Consider the following 25,142-nt stretch of genomic DNA (forward strand, 5'->3'; position numbering starts at 1 on the left):
AAAAGATTATTTACGATTTAACATTCCGGTATCTGTCAGAAGCGTTTCCAGTTCTCCCCCTGTGACCTCACGCCACTCTCCGGGCTTCAGATCTCCCAGGCGGATATTCATGACGCGGATCCTTTTTAAGGATCTCACTTTCGCTCCGCATGCTTCGCACATCCGGCGGATCTGTCTGTTGACTCCCTGAGTCAGTATGATCTGGAATGTATATTTTCCTATTTTTTCTATCTTACATTCTCTGGTAGTGATATCAAGATCCTTCAGATAGATGCCTTTTCTCATTATCTCCAAAAAATCGGGTGTTATTTCCCGGTCGATCTTTACAATGTACTCTTTTTCATGGCGGTTTGCTCCCCGCATCATGGCATTGATGAGGTCTCCGTCGTTGGTCAGAAGGATCAGTCCCTCGGAATCTTTGTCCAGGCGTCCGGCATAGGTCAATCTCTCCGGACAGTGGATCATGTCCATGATCTTTTTCTCCGCATGTGGATCCCGCTCTGTGCAGACGACACCCACCGGCTTGTAGAAAGCCAGGACTTTGCAGGTCTGTTTCCCCTGTAAAATCTTTTTTCCCACCTGTACGGTATCCGTCTCTAACACCTGCTGTCCCATTCCTGCGACCTGACCGTTGACTAAGACTTTTCCCTGTTCGATGAGTTTGTCTGCATCTCTCCTGGAGCATACACCGCACTGTGCCAGATATTTATTCAGCCGCATCCTGCATCCTCTCTGCGGCATCCGCCGCCTCGAAATCGCTAAGACTCTTCACCTTGGGAATTCCGTTACCGTTCGCCACGCCGAGTTTTGCTGTCTCGTCCGCGAGTTCATTGTATTTTACCTTGGAATGCGCCGGTACTTTCGTGAAGCGGATCTGTATCTTCTGTCCCCAGCCTCTCATGGTCTGTGCGTATTTCTGTGTCAGTTCATTTTTGCTCTTCCACGCACCGGTGACCCATTTTTCGATCCCCTCGTAATCATACCTGATCTCAATGGCTCGAAATCCACTGTTTAAGGCAAACCGTACCGCATACATGGCTCCCAGCATCTCTCCGGATACATTTCGCTGTTTCAGGGAGTCCGGGTTATCGCCGTTACCGTATTCTGTATAGATCCGTCCGTCGGGAAGGATGAAAATACAGCCAAAACCGTATTTTTTCAGTGCATCCTGATAGCTTCCGTCCACATAAGCCAACAGTTCTCCCGCTGCGGGGCAGTCCTTTGGATCTGCATTTTCCGGATATCTTCCCAATCCCTGCCACTGTGCCATAGTTTCGTCTGTCTCCTTTTCCTGTCCGGTCTGTCATATTTATCGGATAAAGTTGGTCTTCTGCGCCGGTTCTCTCTCCGGGAAACTCACACCGGCAGCTTTGCCTGCTTCTATACATTTTAACAGCCACGCCATATTATTGCCCAATGTGCGCATGGTCTGCATACCTTCCAGATCCTGTTTCACTTCTTCCGGTGTATTGCCGTGGACCTGGTTCCAGTACTGGCTGGATACCACCGGCATACAGTTAATGGTAAAATATTTGTTCAACTGATCAAAAGCCGCGGAGGCTCCGCCACGTCTGCAGCTGACAACGCAGGCGCCGGGTTTGCCCTGGAAAAGTGCACTCTTACCATAAAAAGCCCGATCTAAGAAAGAAGTGATCATGCCGGATGCCGATGCATAATGCACGGGAGATCCGAACACGAATCCATCTGCGGTCTTCGCTTTTTCTACGAATTCATTGACGCCGTCCTCACGGAAGCATTTTCCGGTCTTTAAGCAGGCACCGCAGCCGATGCATCCGGCGATGGGCTCTACGCCTACCTGAATGATCTCTGTCTCGATACCGTTCTTCTCCAACGCACCCGCTACCTCTTCCAGTGCAGTATAGGTGCATCCCTTCGCATGTCCGCTTCCGTTCACCAGTAATACTTTCATATGTTATCCCTCTTTTTCATCATTTATAATATGTTCTGTTCTTGCATGATCTGTTTTCGCATGCTACTATATCCGTAAATTAAGCAGTTTTAAGAAAGGAGTCCTTATGCCGTCTAAAATCTCTCACTATTTACTGTCCATACTGTGTATCGGATGTCTTATTTTTCTGATCAGTCATTACGGCGTGCAGCTTTATCAGGTCTCCGGGAGATCCATGGAGCCCACCTGCCATTCCAGATCTTTTTTACTGGTACAAAAATTTGGCATTCCCGAACAGATTTCCCGTTTTGATATTATCACCATCCGCTCAGAAGCTCTTGACAACCGAATGATTCTAAAACGTGTGATCGGTCTTCCCGGTGAGACTGTTCAGATCATGGACGGAACTGTCTATATCAACGGTTCACCTCTCTACGAGCCCTATTTTTCAGATGCTCCGGCTCTAACCGATCCGGGAAATGCCTCTGTTCCCATAATTTTAGGTAGCGATGAATATTTCGTATTAGGAGACAATCGTCCGGAAAGTATAGACAGCCGTTCCGATAAGATAGGACTCATTCCTGCGGATTCTATCACCGGAAAAGTAATTAATTTAACTTCTTTTTAAGAGCCGCTACCAGTTTTTCATTGTCCTTTTCATCTCTGATCGCGATCCGGATATAATTTCTGCCTTCAAATCCTTTTTTGGTGGACAAATCTTTAATCAAAATATTATCTTCATCCAGAAGATCTTCTGCCAGCTTTGTTGCAGATTCTCCATTTGTTAATTCACAGAGCAGATAATTGGCCTGAGAAGGGATCACGCGCAATCCCCGCACTTCTGCCAATGCATTTACGAAAGCTCTTCTTTCCTGTCGGAACTTATCCATAGCTGCTTTATAATCTTTGGCATATTTTTCGTAGATCTGAAGATAGAATTCTCCAAAGGAATTAATATTCCATATAGAGACATCCTTTTTCAATTTTGCAATCATTTCTTTATTATCTCCTGCTAAAATTCCCAGACGGATGCCCGGTACTCCATAGCTCTTGGAGATACTCTTCATTACGAACAGATGAGGATATTGTGTCAGAACTGCCTGTTCCAGAAGAGAACTGTCAGCTTCATCCGCAAAGTCCACAAAAGATTCATCCACAATGAGGCAGATCTCTCTTTCTTCTGCCCACGCTGCCAACAACAGCACATCTTTTTTCGGTATATAATTGCCGGAAGGATTATCGGGATTGATCAACAGCAATGTTTTAATATCTTTATCTGCATAGTAGTTCATCAGATCCTCTGCTGAATAAGAATAGTCTTCATTCGATGGCAGAAAAACAATGACATCCTCTGCATTTTTGCGATTCGGATATTCTTCAAATGTAGGCTTTACCACACCTATTTTCCCCGGCAGCTGCTCCATAAGAGACTTGATCAGTTCGCTTGCCCCGTTTCCTACAACCATCTGATCCTTATGTAATCCGAAATCCTTTGCAGCGATCAGGCTGTTTACACTCATTCCGGAAGGATACTCCGTCAAAAGTGTCTCAAAATTGCTCTTCATTTCATCAACAAGCTTACGGCAGGGGAAGTACGGATTCACAAGATAACAGAAGTCCAACAATTTAGGATATCTCCAATATCCGCCATAGCGGCTCTGCATTCTCTTCAGCCGTTCTTCCTTCGTGGCAAACAAGGTCTCTGCGATGTCCAGATCCTGCACATCATCTATTTCATACCATTTTTCTCCATTCAGCTTAACAGCCTTGATCTGAGGATCATCCAGGAATGTAATGACCTTCAGCACCTGTTCGTAATATTCATTTGTTCCAAGTGCCTTACAATATGCTTCCAAAAACGGAACATAATGCTTCTGGGAGAATTCTTTACTGAACTTATATAAATTTACCGTTTTATAGTATTCATCTGTCTTGCTAAAATCAAATTCTCTCTTACTCAAAAAAGCTGTAATATTGTCATCTTCATCCAGCGTAACACAGGTTCCGTCCATCCAACTCTCAAACTTATCCACCAGTGTCAGAGACGAATACGGATGATCTACCAGTTTACGGATCACGGCTTCTTCATAGACAAGATCAGATTCCAACAACAGGGTGTCATCCTCTACAAGTTTTTCCTTGGCAAGATATAAGGAATAGATATTGTTGGTCTTATAATAGACATCATTGTCAATAAACTCTAACGGGGTTTTGATATTTAAGCTTTCGACATAGCTTTTCAGTTTCTGCCCTTCATAGCCGATGACAAACACAATGCGCTTAAGCCCAAGCTTTTCTAAATGTCCCAGTGTCTTTTCTATCATGGTGACACCGTTTACTTCGACCATACATTTGGTGGCATTGCTTGTTAATTCTTTTAACCTTTTTCCCATTCCCGCTGCTAAAATAATAGCCTGCATACTCATTCTTTCCTTCTTTTTTCGCCTGCTTACTTGTCCTGCTTATCCTCTGCCTGATCCAACATAATGTCATCGGACTCTACTTCTTTGTTTCTGTTCTCATCAATACCAAGGCTCTTGTCGATCTTCTTTTTTGCCTTTCTCCAGTAAATACCGGCTGCTGCGCCTACTGCGATCACTACTCCGGCTACTGCCTGAATCGCATAGTTCATAACCGAAGGATCGATATAAGCATCGGCTGTTCCGGAAAACAGTACCGCAAATGCTGCTGCAAAAAATGCAACCTGTGCGATCTTACTTAATTTCTTCATAATTTTACTTACCTCTTTCTTTTACTTTTTATTTATTTGTAATTTCTGTTTTACAGCTTATTGTTCTTTTGCTTTTTTGATTTGTTCCTGCACTGCCTGTACGATGTATTTCGCACCTACCTCGGCACTGTTGCCCAGGTTGTATACATACTCTTCTACAATTTTTTCAATTTTATCATGATAAGCATCTTTTTGCTCCAGCAGATTTCTGACCTTACTTTCGGTCTCCTCTGTCTTCGCAGGATCCAGGCGGTCTCCGATGACATCACGCATCCAGATATTGATAGGTACAGTGTCGATCTTCTGATACTCCGGATTCATGACTTTCATGGGAGTATCCACGAAGAGTACCGGTTTGTTCGTGGCAAACGCATATTCATAAGCGATACCGGACCAGTCGGTCACCAGCAGGTCTGCCTCAAATACCGTGCTGTTGGATGAAAAATCGGTCTGGATCTCAATATCCGGATTATTCGCATAACGCTCTTTCAGGCGGTCCATCTTGTCCTGCTGTAAGCGTACCTGCTGGGGATGAGGACGCACTACCACTTCATAGCCCTTACCTGACAGATCATCCAGCATACCTTCGAGACAGCTGTCCACAATGTTGTCTTTCTGCCAGGAGGGCGCGATGAGAATATGCTTTTTCTCATGAGGTGTCTTGTCTGCCTTCTTGTAATCTTCGATCATGCGGTCTAACAGACAATATCCCCAATCAATCAGCTTCTTGGGAGGAAGACCGTAGGCTTCCTCTGTCTTGCGGATCTCCTCGGTATGATGTTTACCGACACAATATACTGTATCGTAATGATCCATGGATCCGGTACGCATGGTCATATTCAGGCTGTCCATGCCATGTGGGATGTAGATATATTCAATATCTTTTCTCACATAGCTGCGCTTGATATGAAAATTTTCAATATCCGGCATGGTCATGACCACCACATCCGCATCCATCTTCATCATCAGGGTGATCAGCTTCTTCTCCCCGATATAATAGGCACGGATCTTGTTCTCTTTTTCTGCCAGTGCGAAGATCTGATCCTCAGGGTCACTGGTAATATAATGAATTGTCAGATTCGTATGGGCTAACAGCCATTCAATGATTCCCTGATAATATTTATAGAAGCCACTGCTCTCGGAATAAAATACCAGATGCTTATTCACCACCGAGAAGAAACGCTTGAAGTCCTTCTTCTCTCTCTTGGCATAAGGATTTCTCGCAAAAGGCTTTTTCCTGCCACCGATAGACTGTAATTCATCCAGTTCCTGTTTGCTGGCCTCCAGTGCTTCGTAATCCACATAGTCTTTTGGATTAATGGCCCAGTTTAACAGATACTGCTGTAAGATTGCAAACAGATTGCTGGCGATCCAGTACAATGCCACACCTGCAGGAACAAACCAACCCAGATATAGGGAAAGTCCTACGGAAAATGCCATCATACCGTATTTGTTCAGTTTGGACTGTTCTGCCTGAATGACATTGGCCGCATTCTGCGCCACACATAACAACCATGCGGATACTCCCGCTGCGATGGGCACAATAATATCAATGCCACCCACTTCGGATGGTACCCAGCTCAAGTTAATACCGCAGAAATCCAAAGATATGCTCTCTACCTGCTGTAATACAGAAGCGATATCCACACCGGCAAGACTGCTCTGTAATGCTGCAAACTGCTCTGCGTAGTTGCCACTCTTGATCATTTCCACTACCGTAAGCTGAACGGAAGAGCTCTCCGGATGCACCCCTGCCAGACTGATCGCCAGCCCATTAAATGCAGTGATCACATCCTGAGACATATGCAGCAGATAATCCAGGGGATGATAGATAACCTCCACCAGTCCCATCAACAGAATGATCTGAACCGCCAGGGGAATTAAAGATGCCAAAGGATTGTACTTCTCTCTCTTGAATATTTGGGACTGTTCGTCTGCGATCCGGTCCGCATCACCGAAATGTTTTGCTTTGATCCGGTTGATCTCGGGCTGCATTTTTACCATTTTAATGGAATTCTTCTGTACCCATACTGACACCGGTAAAAGAACGATCTTACTGATCAGAGTGAACAGAATAATAGCAAGGCCGTAATTATGTAGCAGATAATAGCAAAAGTACATAACGTATCCTAACGCATCTGAAAGTATTCGCATGAGATCTTTCTCCTTTTAGTCAATAGTACTAATTATAAACATAATCCTGCTTTTTTTCAACCTTATGTTCAAAACAGGCAGAAAAAAAACAGGCAGTATTTGCTGCTCATAGAACAGAAATAACCGCCTGTCTGATATTTTATTCCTCTGTGGGCTTCTCATAATATGCGAAATCGTTCTTGCCGTTCTTTTTCACCTTATACATGGCATCATCCGCGCATACGATCAGCTGTTCCAGATTATCGGTGTCCTTGGGATAGCTTGCAATACCGATGCTGCCGCCGATCCGCCGTTTCGTTCCGCAGAGTGTCACATCTTTGGCAAATACCTGACGACACTGGTACGCCGTCTTCTCCACCAGCATGCTCTGACTGCTGCGAAGGATCAGAATGAATTCGTCTCCCGCGAAACGGTAAGAGGTAAGTATCTGGGACTGCATGTCCTTCAGCCGGTTGGCTACCTGCTGCAGTGCCTCATCTCCAGCTGTATGTCCGTAAGTATCGTTGATCTTCTTAAAGTTATCGATATCCAGCATCATTACCGTGCAGGGGATCCGGGCTCCGATCAGCTGCTCCAGATCCTTCATGAACTTGCTGCGGTTCGGAAGTCCCGTCAGGAAGTCATGCTGGGATGCCGATTCCATGATCGCACGTGCCTGCTCCAGTTCCTGCAACAGCTTTCGTCTGCGGTAATTATCGAAGCACACCCAGCAGATAATAACATTGAGTGCAGCGATAAGGATAAGTGCCGGGATCAAAGCCTCGCGGTTCCTGGCAAAAAAGCCCTCCCGATGATTTACAAATTCGGTATCTTTCGGAAACTGTGATGCCTCCAGTCCGAACTTTCGCATGACATCTTCATCTACGCAGTAAATGTTGGGGCTGTCCTTTACCACATTGATCTCTGCACTATCGGTACCATTCGCGATATCCATGGCCATCTGTGCTGCGATCTCTCCGGACTTATACATGGATACTACATTACCACCCAGCAATCCTTCACCGATCCCGCCCTCCACCATGCGGTACACCGGCACCTTGGAATAAGTGACGAGCATACGGATCGCCTGCGAACTGGTATACTGCTTACCACTGCCATCATTTGACATTACAATGTAGATCAGTATGGTATTCTCATCCGCCCCTCTGAGTGCCTGCTGCAACTGCGCAGTTGTCAGTTCGGAAGAATTGATCTCAGAGAATTCCAATTGCGGATATTCTGCCTCGGCACTGTAAAAATTCTTACGCTCTGCCTCACCGGTCACAGAATCATCCAATATAGCCACTACTTTGTCTGCTGACGGATTTACCTTTAATGCCATATCGATATTTTTTTCCACTGACAGCTTCTCCAATATCCCGGTTACCAGGGGATTCTTCGCTGCTTCCAGGGCATATTCCTCATCATTGACACCTTCAAAAACAATGGGGATGTCATCAAACAGTTCCTCCCTGAATGTCATTGCATAACGGAGTGCGGCATCATCTCCCACGATCACGACATCATAGGGATCTGAATGATCCAGATGGTACTTCAGCATTTCGTCAAACATTGCTGCTGACTCTTCCGTCCGGAAGCGCTTCGTATCCATGAATTCATAATCCACGGTGGTATTCTCGTCGACCCCCGCCTTGATTCCTTCGATCTGCGTCTGGACGGTGTCCCAGCCATAAGAATACGAGCTGATAAACAATACCCGCTTTCCCTGATTCAGATTCTGTGCTTCTGCCGTTACTGACACCGTCCCAATAGTCCCAATGCCTATGAGAACAGCCAGCGCAAACAGCCATGCTTTCCACTTTCTCATATTCCTTCCCCCTAATTCCAACAGGTATGCTACCGGGGTCAAAAGTCTGAACCCAATACCACGATATGAGGAATTACATTACTGGTACTATTGTACCACATTGTCTGTTGAAAGCAAAGAGCTTAATTTAATCTTGCGATAATACCTTCTTCTTTTTTCTGTTTCATTTTTCCGATAACGGTAGGGATTGCTCCGAGCGCCACAAACAGATACTGTAGAACCAGATTGCCTATGTAGCTTCCCATATCAATAATTTCTGCGGAAAGTGCCGCAGGGATCAGTCGATAACACTCGAACAGACTATAACCTGCTTCCGCACCGCCGCCCTGATTGAACAAAATAATCGCCCAGTCCACACGGTCTGCAAAATACGTCATAAGGATCATGATCACAGCGCTGATGACTACTGCCTTTTTGGTCAGTTTTCCGCCCAGCATCTCATATCCCTTCAGAACGCACACCGCCATGATCACACCGGATAATGCTGCTACATATCCCAACTGGCTTAAGATCAGAACACTGAGCATTCCCAACAGGGATCCTAACAGGGCACCTACAATACCGCCTACGATGTTTTCTTTCTTCTGCGCCGTCTGTTGTGCATTCATCGCGATGTCACTGCGCATCTTCATCTCGCAGTCCGGACATAAATGATAGTATTCACCGCCCATTCTGAACGCTCCGGTCTCTACATTCTGACCGCACAGATCACAGCAGGGGCTGTAACTGTTTGTACGCAGGAATGTCGTTGTAGCTGCAAGTGCTTCGTTCAATGTATCCTTACATTTTTCCGCATTGGACTGTGCCTTCAGTGATACTCTGATATCCAGATTCTTCTGACCAAAACTCGCGATCTTCTTGCTGCTTTTCTGAAACCCTTTCACTGCCTGCTTGTCAAATGTCGACCCGTCAGCGCTTTTTGCCGCCGTATGCAGTACCATCATATACGGATATCTTGCATCGGGTGCATAGACGATAAAGTCAAACCCATCCCGTTCCCCATGAAACAAGTCATTGGTTTCATCATAACGCAATCCGGTTCCCATGGCAATCTGCTGATAATTTTCAATCTTCTTTTTCTGATTCATTTTTCTTCCCATCCTTTGTAATAGAAAATTAGTAATCGCTCTGAAAAGTTACGAAAACCACACTTTTCCATTTTACACTTTACCGTGTCAACATGCAACCCTATTAGGGGGTTTTTAGCCGATTAACCTATTTTCTATGAAAAAACTGTAGGCACATCTGTGTAACCTACAGTTTTTGAACTTCCTTATAAATAGAACAAGGTAATCGAAATCACGCAAATACGGATTTGCATTCCATCAGCATTTGATCTCAAGGTAACCTAACAGCTTGCTCATATCATACTCTTCCATTACGCCCAGATTGGAATCGTAGAACTTGCCATCGTAATGTACCAGATAGTGGCAGAAGCGTCCCATCTTCTCCATCATGATGCAGCACTTAGGCAGTACAGCGGGTCTGCCCTCGGTATATACGATGATATCGGTATGGTCAATGCCGTAATAGTTCAGTGCAGAGATCACGCGGCCCATGGTAGCCTGCCACTCTCTGCAGTCCATAACGCTGATAACTTCTGCAATGGTAACACCGGCTAACATTGCAACACAAGCCTGACCGCACAGACCGTCTTCGGGCTGGATGATCACGTTCATGCTGTCGATCTTGCGGATCGGGTTCTCGAAGCTATAAGGGCTGTTCTGGTCCATACGGATCAGGGAGCCGTTAATATGTAACAGGATCTTGTGGGGCACACCCAGCTCTACCTTTACAGCAGCTTCATCGGTGATCACGATCTCGTAATTGCCCTTCTCCTTGGGATGAAGCTCACACTCGATGATATTGTTATCCAGAACGATATCTCCCTTGATGCCTTCTCTCTGATGACATACTTCCCATACATTAAAAGGAATCTGAATGGTATATCCGGCATCCTTTTTTTCTACTTTAGATTCAAAAAAATATCTCATGATTCATTCCTCCGTTGCTTTTGCTGTTCCCGAATATTCTCTTAAAGAAAAAGATTTACGAAAGCGGTTACATTTTCTAATTTCCTTGATTCTAGCAAAAATTTCCGCCCTTGCAAAGAGCTTGTGGAAAAGTACTTAAAAAAAAACATCCTGTCAAAAAAATGTCAAAAGCGCCTGCTTTCCGGCAGACGCTTTACCTATCATTTATTCTCTTATGATAACCCTAAAATTGCAGATGCTACGCGGAAGTATACTAACAGCGACATAGCATCCACGATGGTAGTGATGAACGGACTCGCCATAACCGCAGGATCAAATCCCAGCCGTTTCGCCAGGATCGGCAGGAGGCAGCCGATGATCATTGCGATCACTACCGCTGCTACCAGAGTCAGGCACACGGATGCTGCCACCAGCACCCCTACTTTATCCAATAACAGTAATTTTACAAAGTTCGCTGCGGAAAGTGTGATACCGCAGATCAGTGCCACGCGGATCTCCTTGAATACGACCTTCGGCACATCCCGGTATTCGATCTCATTCAGGGACAATCCACGGATGACTGTAACGCTCGCCTGGCTTCCGGCATTTCCGCCGGTATCCATCAGCATGGGGATATATGCCACCAGTACCGCACACACACTCAGAGCATCTTCAAAAGAAGAAATGATGGCTCCGGTAAAGGTAGCTGACACCATCAGAAGAAGCAGCCAGGGAATACGTTTTTTGAAGGTCTCAAATACCCCGGTCTTCATATAAGGCTTATCGCTGGGCACGATAGCCGCCATTTTTTCCATATCCTCCGTGGTCTCTTCTTCGATGATATCCACGATATCGTCCACGGTGATAATACCTACCAGCCGGTTCTCATTGTCCACTACCGGCATGGCTGTAAAGTCGTATTTTTTGAACTGTCTGGCAACTTCCTCCTGGTCCATCAGTGTATTGATGGAGATGACATTTTCATGCATGATGTCACCGATGATCTCGTCGCCGTCCATGAGCAGCAGATACCGCAGAGCCACCGTTCCCACCAGTCTCCTCTGGGCATCTAAGACATAACAGATATTGATGGTCTCACTGTCGAGCCCCACCTTACGGATCCGCTCAATGGCCTGATTCACCGTCAGATTCTCCTTCAGGTCAACATATTCGACCGTCATGATACTTCCGGCGGAATCTTCCGGATAGCGCAGCAGATGATTGATATCTCTGCGCACATCGGGGCTTGCGTTGGTCAGAAGCTTTTTGACAATGTTGGCAGGCATCTCCTCCAGCAGATCGGCCGCATCGTCCGCCATCAGGTTGTTGATGATGTTCGTTGCTTCCTTATCTGACAGGGACGTGATGATCTTCTGCTGATTGTCCATATCTAAATAGGAAAAAACGTCTGCCGCCAGGTCCTTGGGAAGGATACGGAAGACCTTTAACATCTCTTCCTCTTCCAATTCTTCCAAAAGTCCCGCAATATCGGCATCGTTGAGTTCAGCCAGATACTGGCGCAGCTTGGTGTACTGCTTGGTGTTAAGAAGCTCTAATACCTCTTCCAGTTCTTTGATCTGTTCCATGATGATCCTCCTTATGATGTTTTCTATGGGTGTAACTTACATGGCAACTTCGCCCCGGAAGTGGGTTGTCAGAGCTCTTCTGTGTACACTTCATAAAAACCACCACCTTTCCTCATGGAATCCTTAAACCGCTATTTTTATTTTATTTCATTGACTATTCTTTGTCAACGAAATAAGTCTCTTTCAATTTCTCAATTTTTACCTTTCCACAGGTGGTTTCTGTCAGGTTTTTCCTGACTTTTTCCTCTTTTTCCACCGGGATAAGTAAAATAAATTTTACGTTTTCGGCATAGATACTGTCTGTGGGAACGATGCCCTGCTGTCCGAAATAATATTGCAGCTTTCCTACGTCATTATAATCTGCCGCGACTTCCAGTTCACAGCCTTTTCGCATGATCCCCGTCTCGCAGTGGGCAAGCCCTTCCTTCACCGCCTGGGTGTATGCCCGCACCAGTCCACCGGTACCTAGCAGGGTGCCACCGAAGTACCTCGTCACCACCACCGCGATATTGCGGATCCCGGAACCGGTCAACACCTCCAGCATGGGTCTTCCCGCAGTGCCGGAGGGTTCTCCATCATCACTGCACCTGGTCAGTTCGCCTCTGCTTCCTATTATAAATGCAGAACAGTTATGTCTGGCATCCCAATACTTTTTCTTCATTTCTTCTATAAAAGCTACGGCCTCTTCCTCGGTTTCACACTTACGGATCGTTGCGATGAAACGGGATTTTTTCTCCACGATCTCTCCTTCGCCGCCGGATAATAATACTCTGTAACTGTCTGTTGCTGCCGTATTGCCCATGTTAACCTCACTTATTTTTGTTTTCCTTCGGATTCTTTTCCAGTGTAGCATAACTTTTCCAAAATGTGAAACAATTCTAAAAAGCCTTTATTTACATAGCATTATTTGGTATAATATTTTCGTCTGTATCTCAGACAGAAAGGACTTGTTTTATGAATTATGGTAAAAAAGGTGTCCGAGCGAAGCAGAAGGCACTCAACTCTAAATCACAAAAATGGGGAAGGAAGCTCGCACTGACCTGTGTCAAGATCATGCTGGCCGCTGTCGTAGGCATCGGCATCTGCGGTGTAGCTGCCGGTATCGGTGTCTTCCGCGGCATCCTCTCTTCCACTCCCACGATCCGGCTGTCCGATGTCGTGGCAGTAGGCGAGGCTACTATCGTATATGATAAGGAAGGCAATGAGATCGACCAATATGTCAGCACCAACTCCAACCGTCTCTCCGTAGGCATGGATGAAATTCCCGACTACATGGGCAAAGCCTTCGTGGCGATCGAGGACGAGCGTTTCTATCAGCACAACGGTATCGACTTCAAGAGCATTCTCCGTGCCGGTTACCAGTTTTTAAAGACCGGCGGTGAAGAGGCCCAGGGTGCAAGTACCATCACCCAGCAGCTATTGAAAAATACCGTCTTTACCGACTGGACTTCTGAGGGCAATAATAAGATCAAAAAGATCAAGCGTAAGATTCAGGAGCAGTATCTGGCACTGGAAATCACCAAGTATTATTCAAAGGATGAGATTCTGCTGCGTTACATGAACGCCATCAACTTAGGACAAAATACTCTTGGTGTGGAATCCGCTTCCCTGCGTTACTTCGGTAAGCACTGCAGTGACCTAACGATTTCCGAGTGTGCTGTGATCGCTAGTATTACGCAGAACCCTTCCAAATACAATCCGATCCGGCATCCGGAAGAAAATGCAAAACGTCGTGAGACCTGTCTGAAAAAAATGCTGGAGCTTGGCTTTATCAGTCAGGCACAATACGATGAAGCCGTGGCAGATACCGATGCGGTATACGAGCGTATCGGGCTGTATGATATCGACTATCAGGAAGCCAATGCTACTACCGGCTCTTACTTCTCCGATGCCGTGTATGAGCAGGTAAAACAGGATCTGATCCTGTCCGGTTATAACGAAGCCATGGCAGAGACGCTGCTTACTTCCGGCGGATTGCGTGTGGAATCCACTCTGGATCCCAAGATTCAGGCAATTCTGAACGAAGAATATGCAGATCCCTCCAATTATCCGGAGAACGTGAAATGGTATCTGAACTATGCACTTACCATTATCTCTCCTGATGGCACCAAAAATAACTTCAGTAAAGAAAACATGATGACCTGGTTCAAGGAAAATCAGAATAAAAAGTTCAATCTGATCTTCTCCTCCCAGGATGATGCTTATGCGGCTATAGATACGTACCGTTCCGCCATGTTAGCCCAGTTGGGTGTGGAAGACAATGCGGATAACTACGAAGAGACGATCACCATGACACCTCAGCCGCAGTCTGCTATGGTCATCGAAGAACAGAGTACCGGTCATATTGTAGCCATGATCGGCGGCCGTGGCTCCAAGGAAGGCCGTAGGACCCTGAACCGTGCTACCAGTGCAAAGCGTCTGCCCGGATCTACCTTCAAGGTAGTGGCCTCCTACGCTCCCGCTCTGGACAGTGCCGGGAAGACTCTGGCAACGGTCTACAACGATGCACCGTTTAATTATGCAGACGGTACTCCTGTACGTAACTGGTACAAGTCCGGCTACCGTGGCATCCAGAATATCCGCAGTGCGATCCGTGACTCCCTGAATATCATCGCTGTAAAAAATATCACGGTGATCACCCCGAGACTCGGATACGATTATCTGTTAAACTTTGGATTTACCACTCTGACCGACGGTGTCCAGGTCGGCAATGAGATCAAGTCCGATGTGAACCAGTCCCTGGCTCTGGGTGGTCTGACCTACGGTGTTACTCCTTATGAGCTGACAGCTGCTTACGCAGCCATTGCAAACGGCGGTACTTATGTAACGCCAAAGCTGTACACCAGAGTCACTGATTCCGACGGCAATGTAATCCTGGACAATACGAATCCTCCCACCAGACAGGTGATCAAGGAAACTACTGCTTTCCTGCTGACCAGTGCCATGCAGGATGTTGTTACTTCCGGTACCGGTGGAAAGGTTAACTTCGGTGGCATGGCCATTGCCGGTAAGACAGGTACCACAACAGGACCTACCGACGCATGGTTTGCAGGATATACCCCTTATTACACTGCTGCTACCTGGACCGGTTACGATAACAACGTAGACCTGAACAATGCGGAAGACGGTGTTTCTAAGACTTTATGGCGCAAGGTGATGAAACGGGTTCATGAGGATCTGCCCAACACCCAGTTCCCGGTTCCTTCCGGAATCGTACAGGTTGCGGTATGTTCTCAGTCCGGAAAGCTGCCGATTCCCGGTCTCTGTGACGGATGTGTTTACACGGAATACTTTGCTGAAGGTACCGAACCTACCGAGAGCTGTGATGTACATTATCAGGGCGAGATCTGTGCTTATGATGGACTTCCCGCAAGTCCTGACTGCCCGTTCAAATACACCGGTATTGCTACGATGCCTCTGGTAGAGGATCCTGCATTACAGCAGGGTTCTACCGTCATCATCAACAATCCGGACGGTACACAGACAGTCAGCACACCCAACACCAGAACTCAGTGTCAGCATGACGCTACCTTCTTCGCGAACCCGGATTACGAAGCAGTCATCAATCAGCAGCAGGCTGAGATCAACGCACGGAATGCCGCTGCACAGCAGCCACAGGAATAGAACAAAAAGGTGCGCCGCATGGCGCACCACTAAAAAAGTCCCCGGAACTTCAGATTCCGGGGACTTTTTGATGCCTACGGATTGCTTCGTGCTATGCACTCTCGCAATCCTACCCTCTATTCGCATATCGTGGGATTATCATCCCACTTTTATGCTCATATCGGGGCGGGTCAAAAAGTCTTTCTCCCACATATGAGCAAGCTCATGTGGGTTTAGACCTTTTTCCCCTGGCATCATATACTACACAATACCCTGAGCGGTCATAGCATCTGCAACCTTCAGGAAGCCTGCGATGTTCGCACCTGCTACGTAGTTGCCTTCCATACCGTACTTTTTAGCTGCATCATCCAGATTATGGAAGATGTTCACCATGATGTTCTTCAGCTTGGCATCTACTTCTTCGAAGGTCCAGGAAAGTCTCTCACTGTTCTGGCTCATCTCCAGAGCGGAGGTAGCAACACCGCCTGCGTTGGATGCCTTGCCAGGGCAGAACAGAACACCGTTCTTCTGGAAGTACTCGGTAGCTTCCATGGTGGTAGGCATGTTAGCGCCCTCTGCTACAGCGAATACGCCGTTAGCTACGAGCTGCTTTGCATCCTCCAGATCCAGCTCGTTCTGGGTTGCGCAGGGAAGAGCTACATCACACTTAACAGTCCATACACCGTGCTCACCGTTCTTCTTCTCATGATACTGTGCACTGGGTCTTGCTGCTGCATACTCAGTCAGTCTTGCACGCTTAACTTCCTTCACTTCCCGTAACAGAGCTACATCGATTCCTTCGGGATCATAGATCCAGCCGGTAGAATCGGAACAGGTAACTACCTTTGCACCTAACTGCTCTGCTTTCTGGATAGCGTAGATTGCTACATTGCCGGCACCGGATACAGTAACAGTCTTGCCTGCGATATCCTTGCCATTGCACTTTAACATCTCCTCTGTCAGATACAGCAGACCGTAACCGGTTGCTTCGGTTCTTGCCAGGGATCCGCCGTAGCTTAAGCCCTTACCGGTCAGAACGCCTTCATACAGACCGGTCAGTCTCTTGTACTGTCCGTACATATAACCGATCTCTCTTGCGCCGGTACCGATATCACCAGCGGGAACATCGGTGTCTGCTCCGATATATTTGTAAAGTTCTGTGATGAAGCTCTGGCAGAAAGCCATGATCTCTCTGTCGGATTTGCCCTTGGGATCGAAATCGGATCCACCCTTACCACCGCCGATCGGCAGTCCGGTCAGGGAGTTCTTGAAGATCTGCTCAAAACCAAGGAACTTGATGATACCTAAGTTTACAGAAGGATGTAAACGTAAACCACCCTTGTAAGGTCCGATCGCGGAATTGAACTGTACACGGAAGCCGTTGTTAACCTGAACCTGACCCTTGTCATCCACCCAAGGTACACGGAACAGGATCTGTCTCTCGGGAGTTACGATTCTCTCCAGCAGAGCGTCCTTACGATATTTTTCCTCATTTGCCTCGATCACAACACGAAGAGATTCCAGAACCTCTTTGACTGCCTGATGGAATTCGGGCTGTGCGGGATTTTTGGCCACTACCATATCAAATACTTCATCAACATATGACATCTGAATGTCCTCCTTCAATTGGTATACAGATTCATGACAACCTGGTTGCCATATGCTTTATTATAAAACGACTTTTTTAATTGTACAATAAACTTTATCCCACTAAATCATAAAAGTTTTGACCGTTTTTCTGTATAATTTGCACAATAAATTATACAAGTATACAATCTGTGCGTTATACTGTTCGTCATTTTACCAAAAGTGTGCTATAGATATTCTTTCAGGGCCCGGATGTTACTGTTTTCCATGGCAATTAGTTCCCTTGCCAATGCTCTGCTGGAAGTATCCGCCATCTCTTCGTTATGCGCCAGCACTTTCTCCATCTCCAGCACTCCGTTGTTGCTTCCCTTTATGATCATTTCCGCTATATGTCCCGTGCCGGTATTTAGAAGTGTATTGTATCCGATGCCCATCTTAAGCATCATATTCTCTATAGCATTCGTGCGATAAATCTGTGTTTTGCCTTCTACCAGTTTCTGCACTGCTCTGTCATGCAGTCTGGAATATTGCAGCTCCTGGTCTGCCACAGTCGCAGCCAGACGGTCATCGTAGATTTTATCCGTAACAGCATCCAGTGCTTTCATCGCCATTTCCGTATTACGCTGTATTTCCCGATAGATGTTAATTTCCTGTTTGTTCATCAAAAAGCTCCTTACCGTTTTTGGTAAGAAGCTTTCCCTGAAAATATTTATTTTATTCGTGCAATACGAATTGTTCCGCAGCTACGCTGCTTCCACAATTCTACCTACATTCGGATTCCGCTGATTTGCTGACGCAAATCGCTTCTTCCTCATGTAGGTGCGATTTTCTTAAGTTCATAAGTCGCCGTATGCAAGCATCCGCGAGCTTATGAACTTAGAAAATCTATTGCACATACTCGCTCTTTACATATCCGATCTGACCGTTGTATTTGATCTTGCTCCAGTCGCCTTCTGTGCCTACCAGCTCTGCGGAATCACCGCCGGAGAGAACTCCCAGTCTGTCTGCTGTCTCGCTGGCCGATGCACGCACGTTAATATTGGTGGTGGCAGTAACTGTTCCGATGGTCTCAGTTCCCGCTGCACTCTCCGCCAGCTGCAGGAACTCTGTCTTGATGTAGCCTTCCTTGCCTTCGTAATCCACCTTGGTCCAGCCGTTAGGACGCTGTTCCAAAACCTGCAGCTTCGTACCGCCGGATACCTTGCCAAGTTTATCTGCCTGCTCACTGTCAGAGCTTCTGACATTCACGGTTGTGGTGGTGGTTACATATTGAGGTCCCTGATCCTCTGCCTCCTGCTGTTCGCCGTTTTCCGTCTGAGTATCCTGTCCGTCCGTGCTGCCTTCCTCTGTTCCGGCTTCTGCGACCTGCGTCTCTGCGGCCACCTGATTGGCAAGCTTCTCGCCTACCGCAATACTTACCTGAGAATCCAGTTCACTGATATACTGCAGCACCTCCGGATGGTCCACCATAAGTTCATTATATTCCACGGTAATCTTATTATTGAATTCCACAACATCATCCTGCGTGCTGACCGTCTTGATATATTCATTTACTTCTTCGCTGTTCTCACCACGCTTAATATACAGTCCGCCCTGATCGTTGGTGCAGATATAGAGCGCCTGATATCCGGGAACCTCTTCTTCGTGACCTGTAAAAGAGATTTTGTAATACACATAGGCGATCACAGAACCTTCCTCCGGTCCCGTCTTGGTATATATCTCCAAAGTGGGATAATAGTCAATGTACTGAGACAGTTCTACATAACGATACATATCCTTATCCGAGATTTCATCGCATACGGAACGAAGTGTCTCTTCGTCTCCCGTAGCCATGGCATTATAATACGTTGCGATCAGTGTGTAAATCGCTCCTTCTTCGTTGGCCACCAGCGGCACATCCTCCGTCGTCGGCTCTGTTGCCGTCTCACTGGCTGCGGATGCGATCTCTGCCTCCTGCTGTGCCTCCTTATGACGGCTGCTCAGGCTCAGGCTTACAGATACGGTAATAGCCACCGCTACTACAACCACTGCCGGAAGTACAACCTTATTATGTTTTATGATATAATTGCCGATGGAATGTATTTTCTCTTTCCACATATATAGTCCTTTCCGAATTCTGAAATATTCCTTGAATTGCAAAAAGCCGCAAGCGGCTTCTCTCATCTCTCTCCCTATAATCAAGGTGATGTAAATGCATCCGACAGGAATCGAACCTGCATTAAAGGCGTCGGAGGCCTCCGTTCTATCCATTAGACTACGGATGCAAATATTACAAATTTGTTACATCACCTCGACTATAATATCATAAAACCCTACACATGTCCAGTTAAAATTAAAGTATTTTTACACAGCGCTCCTGGCTGCTGTATAAATAAAGCTGATCCGACAAAATCTCTTCCGGAGTCAGCTCCGTGCTGTTTACCTCGACGATCATCTCCTTCAGCTCCTCCGCACTCCGTCCCTGATCTACCGGAAGCAGAATAAATTCATGAACCGAACTGGGAATCAGATAATAATCCCCATCCACCCGTTCCGCCAGCTGCTCCAGCACTTTCGGGTATAAAATGCAGCAGGCACCGTATGTTTTCCCGGCATTTGTCAGGATCAGCATGGGAATCTCCCGTGCCAGATGTTGTCTTACATCTGCCTGAAGCTCCTCCAGCAGTTCCTCCAATGCACTTTCCATCGGCATAATGTCGCAGGGAAAAAGTCTGGGAGTATTTTTCACAGCACAGGCAAACAATTCTCTGTCCGTCACATTCCATGCGGACATATGGTTGTTGTAAATAGGGATCATTCCGTTCTGCACTCCATTGCCATCGTATGCATAGTAAAAACAGGCAGCCAGATCCAGAACGGGAATATATGGCACCTTTTCCAGGAAGCTTCGGTTTTTATCACGATTGATCAGCCGGAAGCATATCCTGTCTTTTACTTTTTCAAAATCCGTGAAAAATGAGATATCGATCTGTTTTCCCACGGCATCTTCTCTGTACACCGTAACGATCTTCCGGATAATATCCGCAAATGTCGCACCTTCCTCATAGGCCTTTAGAAAAGAATTCAGGTATATGGTGGGCATCATGTTTTCCTGCGCCCTGCGAATCATAAGTCCCTGCAGGATCACTCCATTATTCTTCTGTACTTCTCTTAATTCTACGCTGTATTCCTCTCCAAGCGCCTCACTGACTGCACGCTGTACTTTTGTTCTGAAAACGGTCATTTCCATATAAATACCTCCATGTATCTCCGAAAGCGCTGTCTCCCCAGACCGGCTTTTACCCATGTGGTATTTCAAATTGCAACAAAAAAGGCAACAAGTACACCTTCGAAAAAAAGGTCACTCATTGCCTTACAGGTCTTATGCTCGGATATCAGTGATTATGCACGAGACAGATACTCACCGGTTCTGGTGTCGATCTTGATCTTGTCACCCTGGTTAACGAACAAAGGTACAGCTACGGTAGCTCCGGTCTCAACGGTAGCAGGCTTGCTGGCACCGGTAGCGGTATCGCCCTTGAATCCAGGCTCAGTCTCTGTGATCTCCAGTTCTACGAACAGAGGAGGCTCAACGGAGAATACGCTGCCATTGTGAGAGCAGATCTTGCACATCTCGTTCTCTTTTACGAACTTCAGTGCATCGCCTACGGTCTCAGAATTCAGTGCAACCTGATCGTAAGTCTCGGTATCCATGAAGTAGTACAGATCACCATCTTCATACAGATACTGCATATCCTTTCTATCAATACGCGCCTGAGGGCACTTCTCAGTAGGACGGAAGGTCTTCTCAACTACACCGCCACTCTTGATGTTCTTCAGCTTGGTTCTAACGAATGCTGCGCCCTTTCCCGGCTTAACATGCTGGAATTCGATAATCTGGTAAACATTGTTATCATACTCAATGGTAATACCATTTCTGAAATCACCTGCAGAAATCATAATGTATTCCTCCTAATATTTTCACGTCATAATTCTTTAATATTTTAATATAAAAGCATACATATTTCAACTACTTTTGAATATTTTTTTCAAATTTCTCTTAAGAAATCAATTGCCTGAAGATATCCGTCCAGTCCCTGGCCGTAGATCTGCTTATTACATACCGGTGCCGTCACGGAAATCTTGCGAAATTCTTCTCTGCGTGTAATATCGGAAATATGGACTTCCACTTTCGGAATATCCACGCTTGCCAGTGCGTCCCGGATAGCATAACTGTAATGAGTATAAGCTCCCGGATTAATTACAATACCGGTTGATCCATCAAAATAGGCTTCCTGGATCCTGTCGATAATGGCTCCTTCATGATTGCTCTGGAACGTCTGGATCTCATCCCCGGTCTCCTTTGCCTTTTTGTCGATCAGATCCAACAGATACTGATAATCCTGCGTGCCATAGATTTTTTTCTCCCGGATTCCCAGGAAATTCAGGTTAGGGCCGTTGATCACTAAAATTTTCATTTTCTTCTCACGCTCCTTTTTCTTCGGTGCTTCTTTCAGCTTACGAAGCTGCAGCTGCAGTTCCTCTGCCAGTTCATCAGAGTATCCCCTATTTGCATCCAGGATGATATCTGCACATTCCGTATAGATTTTATCCCGTACTGCTAACAGTTCCCGGATTCTTCCAAGCGGATCCTCACATTGCAACAGCGGTCTTGTGGTATCATTTTTGAGTCTCTCATAGACTACTTCAGGTGACACTCTTAAGTATACCACCGTTCCACATTGATGCAACAGGGGACGGTTCACCGGATTGACCGGGGTTCCTCCGCCTACGGACAGAATGTACTCGTATTTTCTACTGCCGCATTTGCGTAAGACTTCCGTCTCCAGTTCCCGGAAATAGGCTTCCCCATCATCCGCAAAAATCTCCGAAATGCTCCTGCCTTCCTGCCTCTCAATCATTTTATCCGTATCTTCCACCGGCATCCGCAGCAGATAGGACAGCTTTAATCCCAGTGTGGTTTTCCCCGATCCCATAAAACCGATCAGGACGATATTCCTGCGCTTGTGCTTCATTTTATTTTCCGTCCTCTGTCTTTTTTGCTTCCTGCATCCGGTCATAGACTTTGTCTGCCAGCCACGATTCGACCTTGCAGCCTGTCCACAGTTCAAACGCAATAATTCCCTGGTACAGCAGCATCTTCGCTCCGTTGTAGGCCTTACCGCCCTGTGCCTCCACCAGCTCCATAAACCGGGTCTTCGGCGGATTGAAGATCAGATCATAACCGGTATGTACTTTTTCATAAAATGCAGGATCCTCGATCACGGCCGCATCACAGTGGGGATACATGCCCACACTGGTGGCCTGTATTGCAAGATATTGTTTTCCTGCCGGAAGTGTGTCATACGCATCCACAGACATTGCTTTCGCAAATTTCCTGCCGGCGATACGATTGACCTCGTCCGCCACCTCCTGTGCTTTCTGCACCGTACGGTTGAGAAGGATGGCTTCCCTTGCCCCCTTATCCAACAGCAGCATAGCCACGGCTCTCGCCACACCGCCGGCACCCAGGATCAGCACTTTTTCTCCCTTCACCTTCACACCATCTTCACACATGGCGCGGTACAATCCGGGCATATCGGTATTATATCCCTTATAGCCTGTCTCGGTCCGTACCAGAGTATTCACCGCTCCGATATTCTCTGCCAGCGGATCGATGTCCGTCAGATACGGGATCACATCACTTTTATAAGGAACCGTCACATTTAAACCCAGCAGATTCAGCGCAAAGGCTCCCTTTACAGCATCCTCCAGTCTTCCGTTCTCCACATGAAACGGGACATATGCCAGATTTTCTCCCAGCACCATGGACAGAGTATTATGGATCACCGGTGACAGCGTGTGCTCCACCGGGTTGCCGATCAGTCCACAGGTTCTGGTATAACCATTGATATCATTCAGCATTTTACTTTCCTTTCCGGCGGCATTCTCTATGGTAGAAAAACAGCACTATTTTTTCTAAATATCTCTTCAGTACGATCTGGATCTCTTCCTTAGGATGGATGGGGCGCGTCAGATAGGTCACGATGCCACATTTTTTGGCTCCCCACACATCCGTGAACAGCTGGTCTCCCACAAAAAGTGTAGTATCTTTCGTAGTATGCATCTGCTCCATGGCACGCAGATAGCCGTCTCTTCCCGGCTTGCCTGCCTTATAAATATAAGAAGCCCCTACCGCGTCCGCAAAGCTTTTCACCCGGGGTTCCTTATTGTTCGATAATAGAAGCGTCTGAAATCCCAGCTCCCGCAGTCTGCCGAAAAATTCGATTGCCTGCGGTGTCGCCGGTGCCCCATGGGGTACCAGGGTATTATCAATATCAAAAATGATCCCGCGATAACCCTTCCTATATAATGTCTTGTAATCTATGCCATAGGCGGAATCCGCCTCATAATCCGGGTAAAACTGCTGCAGCATATGTCCCGCCTTTCGTTTATTTCCTCTATAATATAATGTAATCTGCTTTTTCCCACACAGAGAATGTCTGAAAGTATGCCTCTTCCAGCGGGATCCACAGCTGTAAAAAGTCCTGTAATCTGTCCTCGCCGTTCCGTTTGCGGATCCGCTCTTCCTGGGTCTTCCCATCAATATCCAGAAATACCCGACGGTCCATATAGTCACCAAATACCGGGTGGCAGCTGTAGGCTCCCTCCACGAATATATAACCGTTATTTTCTACCGGAATCTCTTCTCCCAGGGTCATCCGGGAGCAATCAAATCTCCGATAGGAAAAAGGTCTTCCAGATCTCAGATTCGGGAGCACTTCCGTTAAAAAGCGTTCATAGTGTACATTTCCTCCGGGCTCGCTTCTGCGTTCCGGTGTCCGAAGTGCAGGCGGCAGGAAAAAATCATCCATATGGATCACATCCCCACCCAGTTCCTTTACCAGTCTTGCAGCCAGTGTCGTCTTCCCGGCCGCGCATCTTCCGTCAATGGCAATGATGCGTACCTCTTTAGGGAGTTCCCGTAATTCCTCTGCCAGATCATTAAAAAATCTTTGCGATCTCATCCACAGCCTCCGCTTTCACGCCGCTCTTCATAACCTTACTCCTGTAAAAATAGTACTTGTTTCATGATAGCATGGCAGATGCTTTTTTGCAATTTATCTTGACAAAAAAATACCTACCCTTTATCATAAATTGAGCTTCACGTAGAAGCCTTATCAGGAGGTTTCATTCCATGAAAAAATTAACCGTTTTAAACAAGAGCATTATCACCGCTCTGTGTGTTGCCTTATGTGTGGTACTGCCTATGGCTCTGCATGCGATCCCTAAGGGTGGCGTCCTGTTCTCTCCCATGCATCTGCCCGTACTGCTGTGCGGTCTGGTCTGCGGAGCTCCTTCCGGTCTCATCTGTGGTATTTTAGGGCCCTTTGTATCCAGTATGCTCACCGGCATGCCCGCTTTTGGCTATATGCCCATCATGATGATCGAGCTGGGACTCTATGGTCTGATCAGCGGTCTGGTCATGCAGTCTCTCCGCAGCGGCAGGCTGGTCGTTGATTTATATGCGGCTTTAATCATTGCCATGCTGGGCGGCCGCATGATCACCGGAATCCTGCGTGCCCTGATCTTCGCCGGCGGTTCCTACAGCTGGTCTGCCTGGGCTACCGGATATTTCGTATCCTGTCTCCCCGGCATCATTCTTCAGCTGATCTTACTTCCTACCATTTATGTGGCATTGGAACGCGCTCATCTCCTGCCGGTTCGTTACGCTGCCGTTTCTGCTACTGCAGAGGCCGAAGCTGCATAAATCCATACACCATCGAGTCGGCCGGCTCATCGCACTCACAGC

The 25,142-nt window shown here is 46.8% G+C and carries 23 protein-coding genes, 1 tRNA gene and 1 pseudogene; 3 read left to right on the forward strand and 22 right to left on the reverse strand.

Features of this window, described 5'->3' with window-relative positions; translation table 11 throughout:
• Positions 1-6 precede the first annotated feature (6 nt).
• From H9Q77_RS08890 to H9Q77_RS08900, 3 genes are read right to left on the reverse strand one after another with little or no spacing between them, the layout of a single operon-like run.
• The gene (locus tag H9Q77_RS08890) at positions 7-720 is read right to left on the reverse strand and encodes a pseudouridine synthase (RefSeq protein ID WP_249325225.1); all 714 of its coding nucleotides are present in this window, start codon (positions 718-720) and stop codon (positions 7-9) included.
• Positions 707-1,270 (reverse strand): RNase H family protein, encoded by a 564-nt coding sequence (locus tag H9Q77_RS08895; protein WP_118550271.1) that lies wholly within the window; start codon positions 1,268-1,270, stop codon positions 707-709. Before H9Q77_RS08895 ends, H9Q77_RS08890 begins: the two co-directional genes overlap by 14 nt.
• Before the next feature lie 39 nt (positions 1,271-1,309).
• Positions 1,310-1,930 carry a flavodoxin family protein gene (locus H9Q77_RS08900; protein WP_022154856.1) on the reverse strand — a complete coding sequence of 207 codons (621 nt, stop codon included), beginning with the start codon at positions 1,928-1,930 and terminating at the stop codon, positions 1,310-1,312.
• A gap of 106 nt (positions 1,931-2,036) precedes the next feature.
• Between H9Q77_RS08900 and lepB the strand changes: the two genes are divergently transcribed.
• The gene (lepB, locus tag H9Q77_RS08905; RefSeq protein ID WP_249325226.1) at positions 2,037-2,537 is read left to right on the forward strand and encodes a signal peptidase I; all 501 of its coding nucleotides are present in this window, start codon (positions 2,037-2,039) and stop codon (positions 2,535-2,537) included.
• Here the strand turns inward: lepB and H9Q77_RS08910 are convergent.
• From H9Q77_RS08910 to H9Q77_RS08945, 8 genes are all read right to left on the reverse strand, one after another.
• The gene (locus H9Q77_RS08910) at positions 2,518-4,335 is read right to left on the reverse strand and encodes an aminotransferase class I/II-fold pyridoxal phosphate-dependent enzyme (RefSeq protein WP_330595891.1); all 1,818 of its coding nucleotides are present in this window, start codon (positions 4,333-4,335) and stop codon (positions 2,518-2,520) included. The genes lepB and H9Q77_RS08910 overlap by 20 nt on opposite strands.
• A 23-nt stretch (positions 4,336-4,358) precedes the next feature.
• The gene (locus H9Q77_RS08915; RefSeq protein WP_249325227.1) at positions 4,359-4,640 is read right to left on the reverse strand and encodes a hypothetical protein; all 282 of its coding nucleotides are present in this window, start codon (positions 4,638-4,640) and stop codon (positions 4,359-4,361) included.
• A gap of 57 nt (positions 4,641-4,697) precedes the next feature.
• On the reverse strand, positions 4,698-6,794 hold the full coding sequence (gene yidC, locus H9Q77_RS08920; protein WP_249325232.1) for a membrane protein insertase YidC: 2,097 nt from the start codon (positions 6,792-6,794) through the stop codon (positions 4,698-4,700).
• A gap of 139 nt (positions 6,795-6,933) precedes the next feature.
• Positions 6,934-8,601 carry an ABC transporter substrate binding protein gene (locus H9Q77_RS08925; protein WP_118546325.1) on the reverse strand — a complete coding sequence of 556 codons (1,668 nt, stop codon included), beginning with the start codon at positions 8,599-8,601 and terminating at the stop codon, positions 6,934-6,936.
• Between the two features lie 122 nt (positions 8,602-8,723).
• Positions 8,724-9,689, reverse strand: a complete 966-nt coding sequence (locus tag H9Q77_RS08930) for a hypothetical protein (RefSeq protein ID WP_117464907.1) — start codon at positions 9,687-9,689, stop codon at positions 8,724-8,726.
• A gap of 237 nt (positions 9,690-9,926) precedes the next feature.
• The gene (locus tag H9Q77_RS08935; protein ID WP_118546327.1) at positions 9,927-10,595 is read right to left on the reverse strand and encodes a DUF1905 domain-containing protein; all 669 of its coding nucleotides are present in this window, start codon (positions 10,593-10,595) and stop codon (positions 9,927-9,929) included.
• 212 nt (positions 10,596-10,807) lie between these two features.
• Positions 10,808-12,160, reverse strand: coding sequence for a magnesium transporter (mgtE, locus tag H9Q77_RS08940; RefSeq protein ID WP_249325234.1), 1,353 nt, complete (start codon positions 12,158-12,160; stop codon positions 10,808-10,810).
• 154 nt (positions 12,161-12,314) lie between these two features.
• Positions 12,315-12,962, reverse strand: a complete 648-nt coding sequence (locus tag H9Q77_RS08945) for a YigZ family protein (RefSeq protein ID WP_249325236.1) — start codon at positions 12,960-12,962, stop codon at positions 12,315-12,317.
• Between the two features lie 152 nt (positions 12,963-13,114).
• On the opposite strand from H9Q77_RS08945, the gene H9Q77_RS08950 reads away from it, so the two are divergent.
• On the forward strand, positions 13,115-15,784 hold the full coding sequence (locus H9Q77_RS08950; protein WP_249325237.1) for a transglycosylase domain-containing protein: 2,670 nt from the start codon (positions 13,115-13,117) through the stop codon (positions 15,782-15,784).
• A 240-nt stretch (positions 15,785-16,024) separates the two neighbouring features.
• On the opposite strand, the gene gdhA is transcribed toward H9Q77_RS08950, so the two are convergent.
• The 11 genes and pseudogenes from gdhA to H9Q77_RS09005 all read right to left on the reverse strand — a co-directional run bounded on the left by gdhA (position 16,025) and on the right by H9Q77_RS09005 (position 24,357).
• Positions 16,025-17,371, reverse strand: a complete 1,347-nt coding sequence (gene gdhA / locus H9Q77_RS08955) for an NADP-specific glutamate dehydrogenase (protein ID WP_154495152.1) — start codon at positions 17,369-17,371, stop codon at positions 16,025-16,027.
• A gap of 206 nt (positions 17,372-17,577) precedes the next feature.
• The gene (locus H9Q77_RS08960; protein ID WP_118547216.1) at positions 17,578-18,012 is read right to left on the reverse strand and encodes a hypothetical protein; all 435 of its coding nucleotides are present in this window, start codon (positions 18,010-18,012) and stop codon (positions 17,578-17,580) included.
• A 223-nt stretch (positions 18,013-18,235) separates the two neighbouring features.
• Entirely contained in the window at positions 18,236-19,447 is a 1,212-nt protein-coding gene (locus H9Q77_RS08965; RefSeq protein WP_249325239.1) for an SH3 domain-containing protein, read from the reverse strand.
• Positions 19,448-19,542: 95 nt separating this feature from the next.
• A tRNA-Arg gene (locus H9Q77_RS08970) sits at positions 19,543-19,614 on the reverse strand.
• 68 nt (positions 19,615-19,682) lie between these two features.
• Positions 19,683-20,579 (reverse strand): DUF5688 family protein, encoded by an 897-nt coding sequence (locus H9Q77_RS08975; protein WP_249325240.1) that lies wholly within the window; start codon positions 20,577-20,579, stop codon positions 19,683-19,685.
• Positions 20,580-20,731: 152 nt separating this feature from the next.
• Complete coding sequence (gene efp / locus H9Q77_RS08980; protein WP_022154943.1) at positions 20,732-21,289, reverse strand: elongation factor P; 558 nt, start codon at positions 21,287-21,289, stop codon at positions 20,732-20,734.
• Positions 21,290-21,378: 89 nt separating this feature from the next.
• A complete protein-coding gene (gene aroQ, locus H9Q77_RS16845; RefSeq protein ID WP_249327149.1) occupies positions 21,379-21,807 on the reverse strand; it encodes a type II 3-dehydroquinate dehydratase in 429 nt (142 codons plus the stop codon).
• A 111-nt stretch (positions 21,808-21,918) separates the two neighbouring features.
• Positions 21,919-22,410: pseudogene (locus H9Q77_RS16850) on the reverse strand (shikimate kinase); the annotation flags it as partial.
• On the reverse strand, positions 22,367-23,254 hold the full coding sequence (gene aroE / locus H9Q77_RS08995; protein ID WP_249325242.1) for a shikimate dehydrogenase: 888 nt from the start codon (positions 23,252-23,254) through the stop codon (positions 22,367-22,369). The gene aroE and the pseudogene H9Q77_RS16850, both read right to left, overlap by 44 nt.
• 1 nt (position 23,255) lies before the next feature.
• Complete coding sequence (locus H9Q77_RS09000) at positions 23,256-23,765, reverse strand: YqeG family HAD IIIA-type phosphatase (RefSeq protein ID WP_118550258.1); 510 nt, start codon at positions 23,763-23,765, stop codon at positions 23,256-23,258.
• A 25-nt stretch (positions 23,766-23,790) separates the two neighbouring features.
• The gene (locus H9Q77_RS09005; RefSeq protein ID WP_249325244.1) at positions 23,791-24,357 is read right to left on the reverse strand and encodes a uridine kinase family protein; all 567 of its coding nucleotides are present in this window, start codon (positions 24,355-24,357) and stop codon (positions 23,791-23,793) included.
• Between the two features lie 170 nt (positions 24,358-24,527).
• On the opposite strand from H9Q77_RS09005, the gene H9Q77_RS09010 reads away from it, so the two are divergent.
• On the forward strand, positions 24,528-25,100 hold the full coding sequence (locus H9Q77_RS09010; protein ID WP_249325260.1) for an ECF transporter S component: 573 nt from the start codon (positions 24,528-24,530) through the stop codon (positions 25,098-25,100).
• Positions 25,101-25,142: the final 42 nt, after the last annotated feature.

It is taken from the genome of Simiaoa sunii (assembly GCF_014337175.1).
Classification (GTDB): domain Bacteria; phylum Bacillota; class Clostridia; order Lachnospirales; family Lachnospiraceae; genus Acetatifactor; species Acetatifactor intestinalis.

Bases quoted from the DNA above. Each gene is read 5' to 3' on its own strand.
- H9Q77_RS08910 (WP_330595891.1), bottom strand. From the start codon at position 4,335: ATGAGTATGCAGGCTATTATTTTAGCAGCGGGAATGGGAAAAAGGTTA.
- H9Q77_RS08965 (WP_249325239.1), bottom strand. From the start codon at position 19,447: ATGTGGAAAGAGAAAATACATTCCATCGGCAATTATATCATAAAACAT.
- H9Q77_RS08945 (WP_249325236.1), bottom strand. From the start codon at position 12,962: ATGGGCAATACGGCAGCAACAGACAGTTACAGAGTATTATTATCCGGC.
- H9Q77_RS09005 (WP_249325244.1), bottom strand. From the start codon at position 24,357: ATGAGATCGCAAAGATTTTTTAATGATCTGGCAGAGGAATTACGGGAA.
- H9Q77_RS08925 (WP_118546325.1), bottom strand. From the start codon at position 8,601: ATGAGAAAGTGGAAAGCATGGCTGTTTGCGCTGGCTGTTCTCATAGGC.
- lepB (WP_249325226.1), top strand. From the start codon at position 2,037: ATGCCGTCTAAAATCTCTCACTATTTACTGTCCATACTGTGTATCGGA.
- H9Q77_RS08960 (WP_118547216.1), bottom strand. From the start codon at position 18,012: ATGAACAAACAGGAAATTAACATCTATCGGGAAATACAGCGTAATACG.
- H9Q77_RS09010 (WP_249325260.1), top strand. From the start codon at position 24,528: ATGAAAAAATTAACCGTTTTAAACAAGAGCATTATCACCGCTCTGTGT.
- aroQ (WP_249327149.1), bottom strand. From the start codon at position 21,807: ATGAAAATTTTAGTGATCAACGGCCCTAACCTGAATTTCCTGGGAATC.
- yidC (WP_249325232.1), bottom strand. From the start codon at position 6,794: ATGCGAATACTTTCAGATGCGTTAGGATACGTTATGTACTTTTGCTAT.
- H9Q77_RS08895 (WP_118550271.1), bottom strand. From the start codon at position 1,270: ATGGCACAGTGGCAGGGATTGGGAAGATATCCGGAAAATGCAGATCCA.
- H9Q77_RS08915 (WP_249325227.1), bottom strand. From the start codon at position 4,640: ATGAAGAAATTAAGTAAGATCGCACAGGTTGCATTTTTTGCAGCAGCA.
- gdhA (WP_154495152.1), bottom strand. From the start codon at position 17,371: ATGTCATATGTTGATGAAGTATTTGATATGGTAGTGGCCAAAAATCCC.
- H9Q77_RS08890 (WP_249325225.1), bottom strand. From the start codon at position 720: ATGCGGCTGAATAAATATCTGGCACAGTGCGGTGTATGCTCCAGGAGA.
- H9Q77_RS08935 (WP_118546327.1), bottom strand. From the start codon at position 10,595: ATGAGATATTTTTTTGAATCTAAAGTAGAAAAAAAGGATGCCGGATAT.
- aroE (WP_249325242.1), bottom strand. From the start codon at position 23,254: ATGCTGAATGATATCAATGGTTATACCAGAACCTGTGGACTGATCGGC.
- mgtE (WP_249325234.1), bottom strand. From the start codon at position 12,160: ATGGAACAGATCAAAGAACTGGAAGAGGTATTAGAGCTTCTTAACACC.
- H9Q77_RS08900 (WP_022154856.1), bottom strand. From the start codon at position 1,930: ATGAAAGTATTACTGGTGAACGGAAGCGGACATGCGAAGGGATGCACC.
- efp (WP_022154943.1), bottom strand. From the start codon at position 21,289: ATGATTTCTGCAGGTGATTTCAGAAATGGTATTACCATTGAGTATGAT.
- H9Q77_RS09000 (WP_118550258.1), bottom strand. From the start codon at position 23,765: ATGCTGCAGCAGTTTTACCCGGATTATGAGGCGGATTCCGCCTATGGC.
- H9Q77_RS08930 (WP_117464907.1), bottom strand. From the start codon at position 9,689: ATGAATCAGAAAAAGAAGATTGAAAATTATCAGCAGATTGCCATGGGA.
- H9Q77_RS08975 (WP_249325240.1), bottom strand. From the start codon at position 20,579: ATGGAAATGACCGTTTTCAGAACAAAAGTACAGCGTGCAGTCAGTGAG.
- H9Q77_RS08950 (WP_249325237.1), top strand. From the start codon at position 13,115: ATGAATTATGGTAAAAAAGGTGTCCGAGCGAAGCAGAAGGCACTCAAC.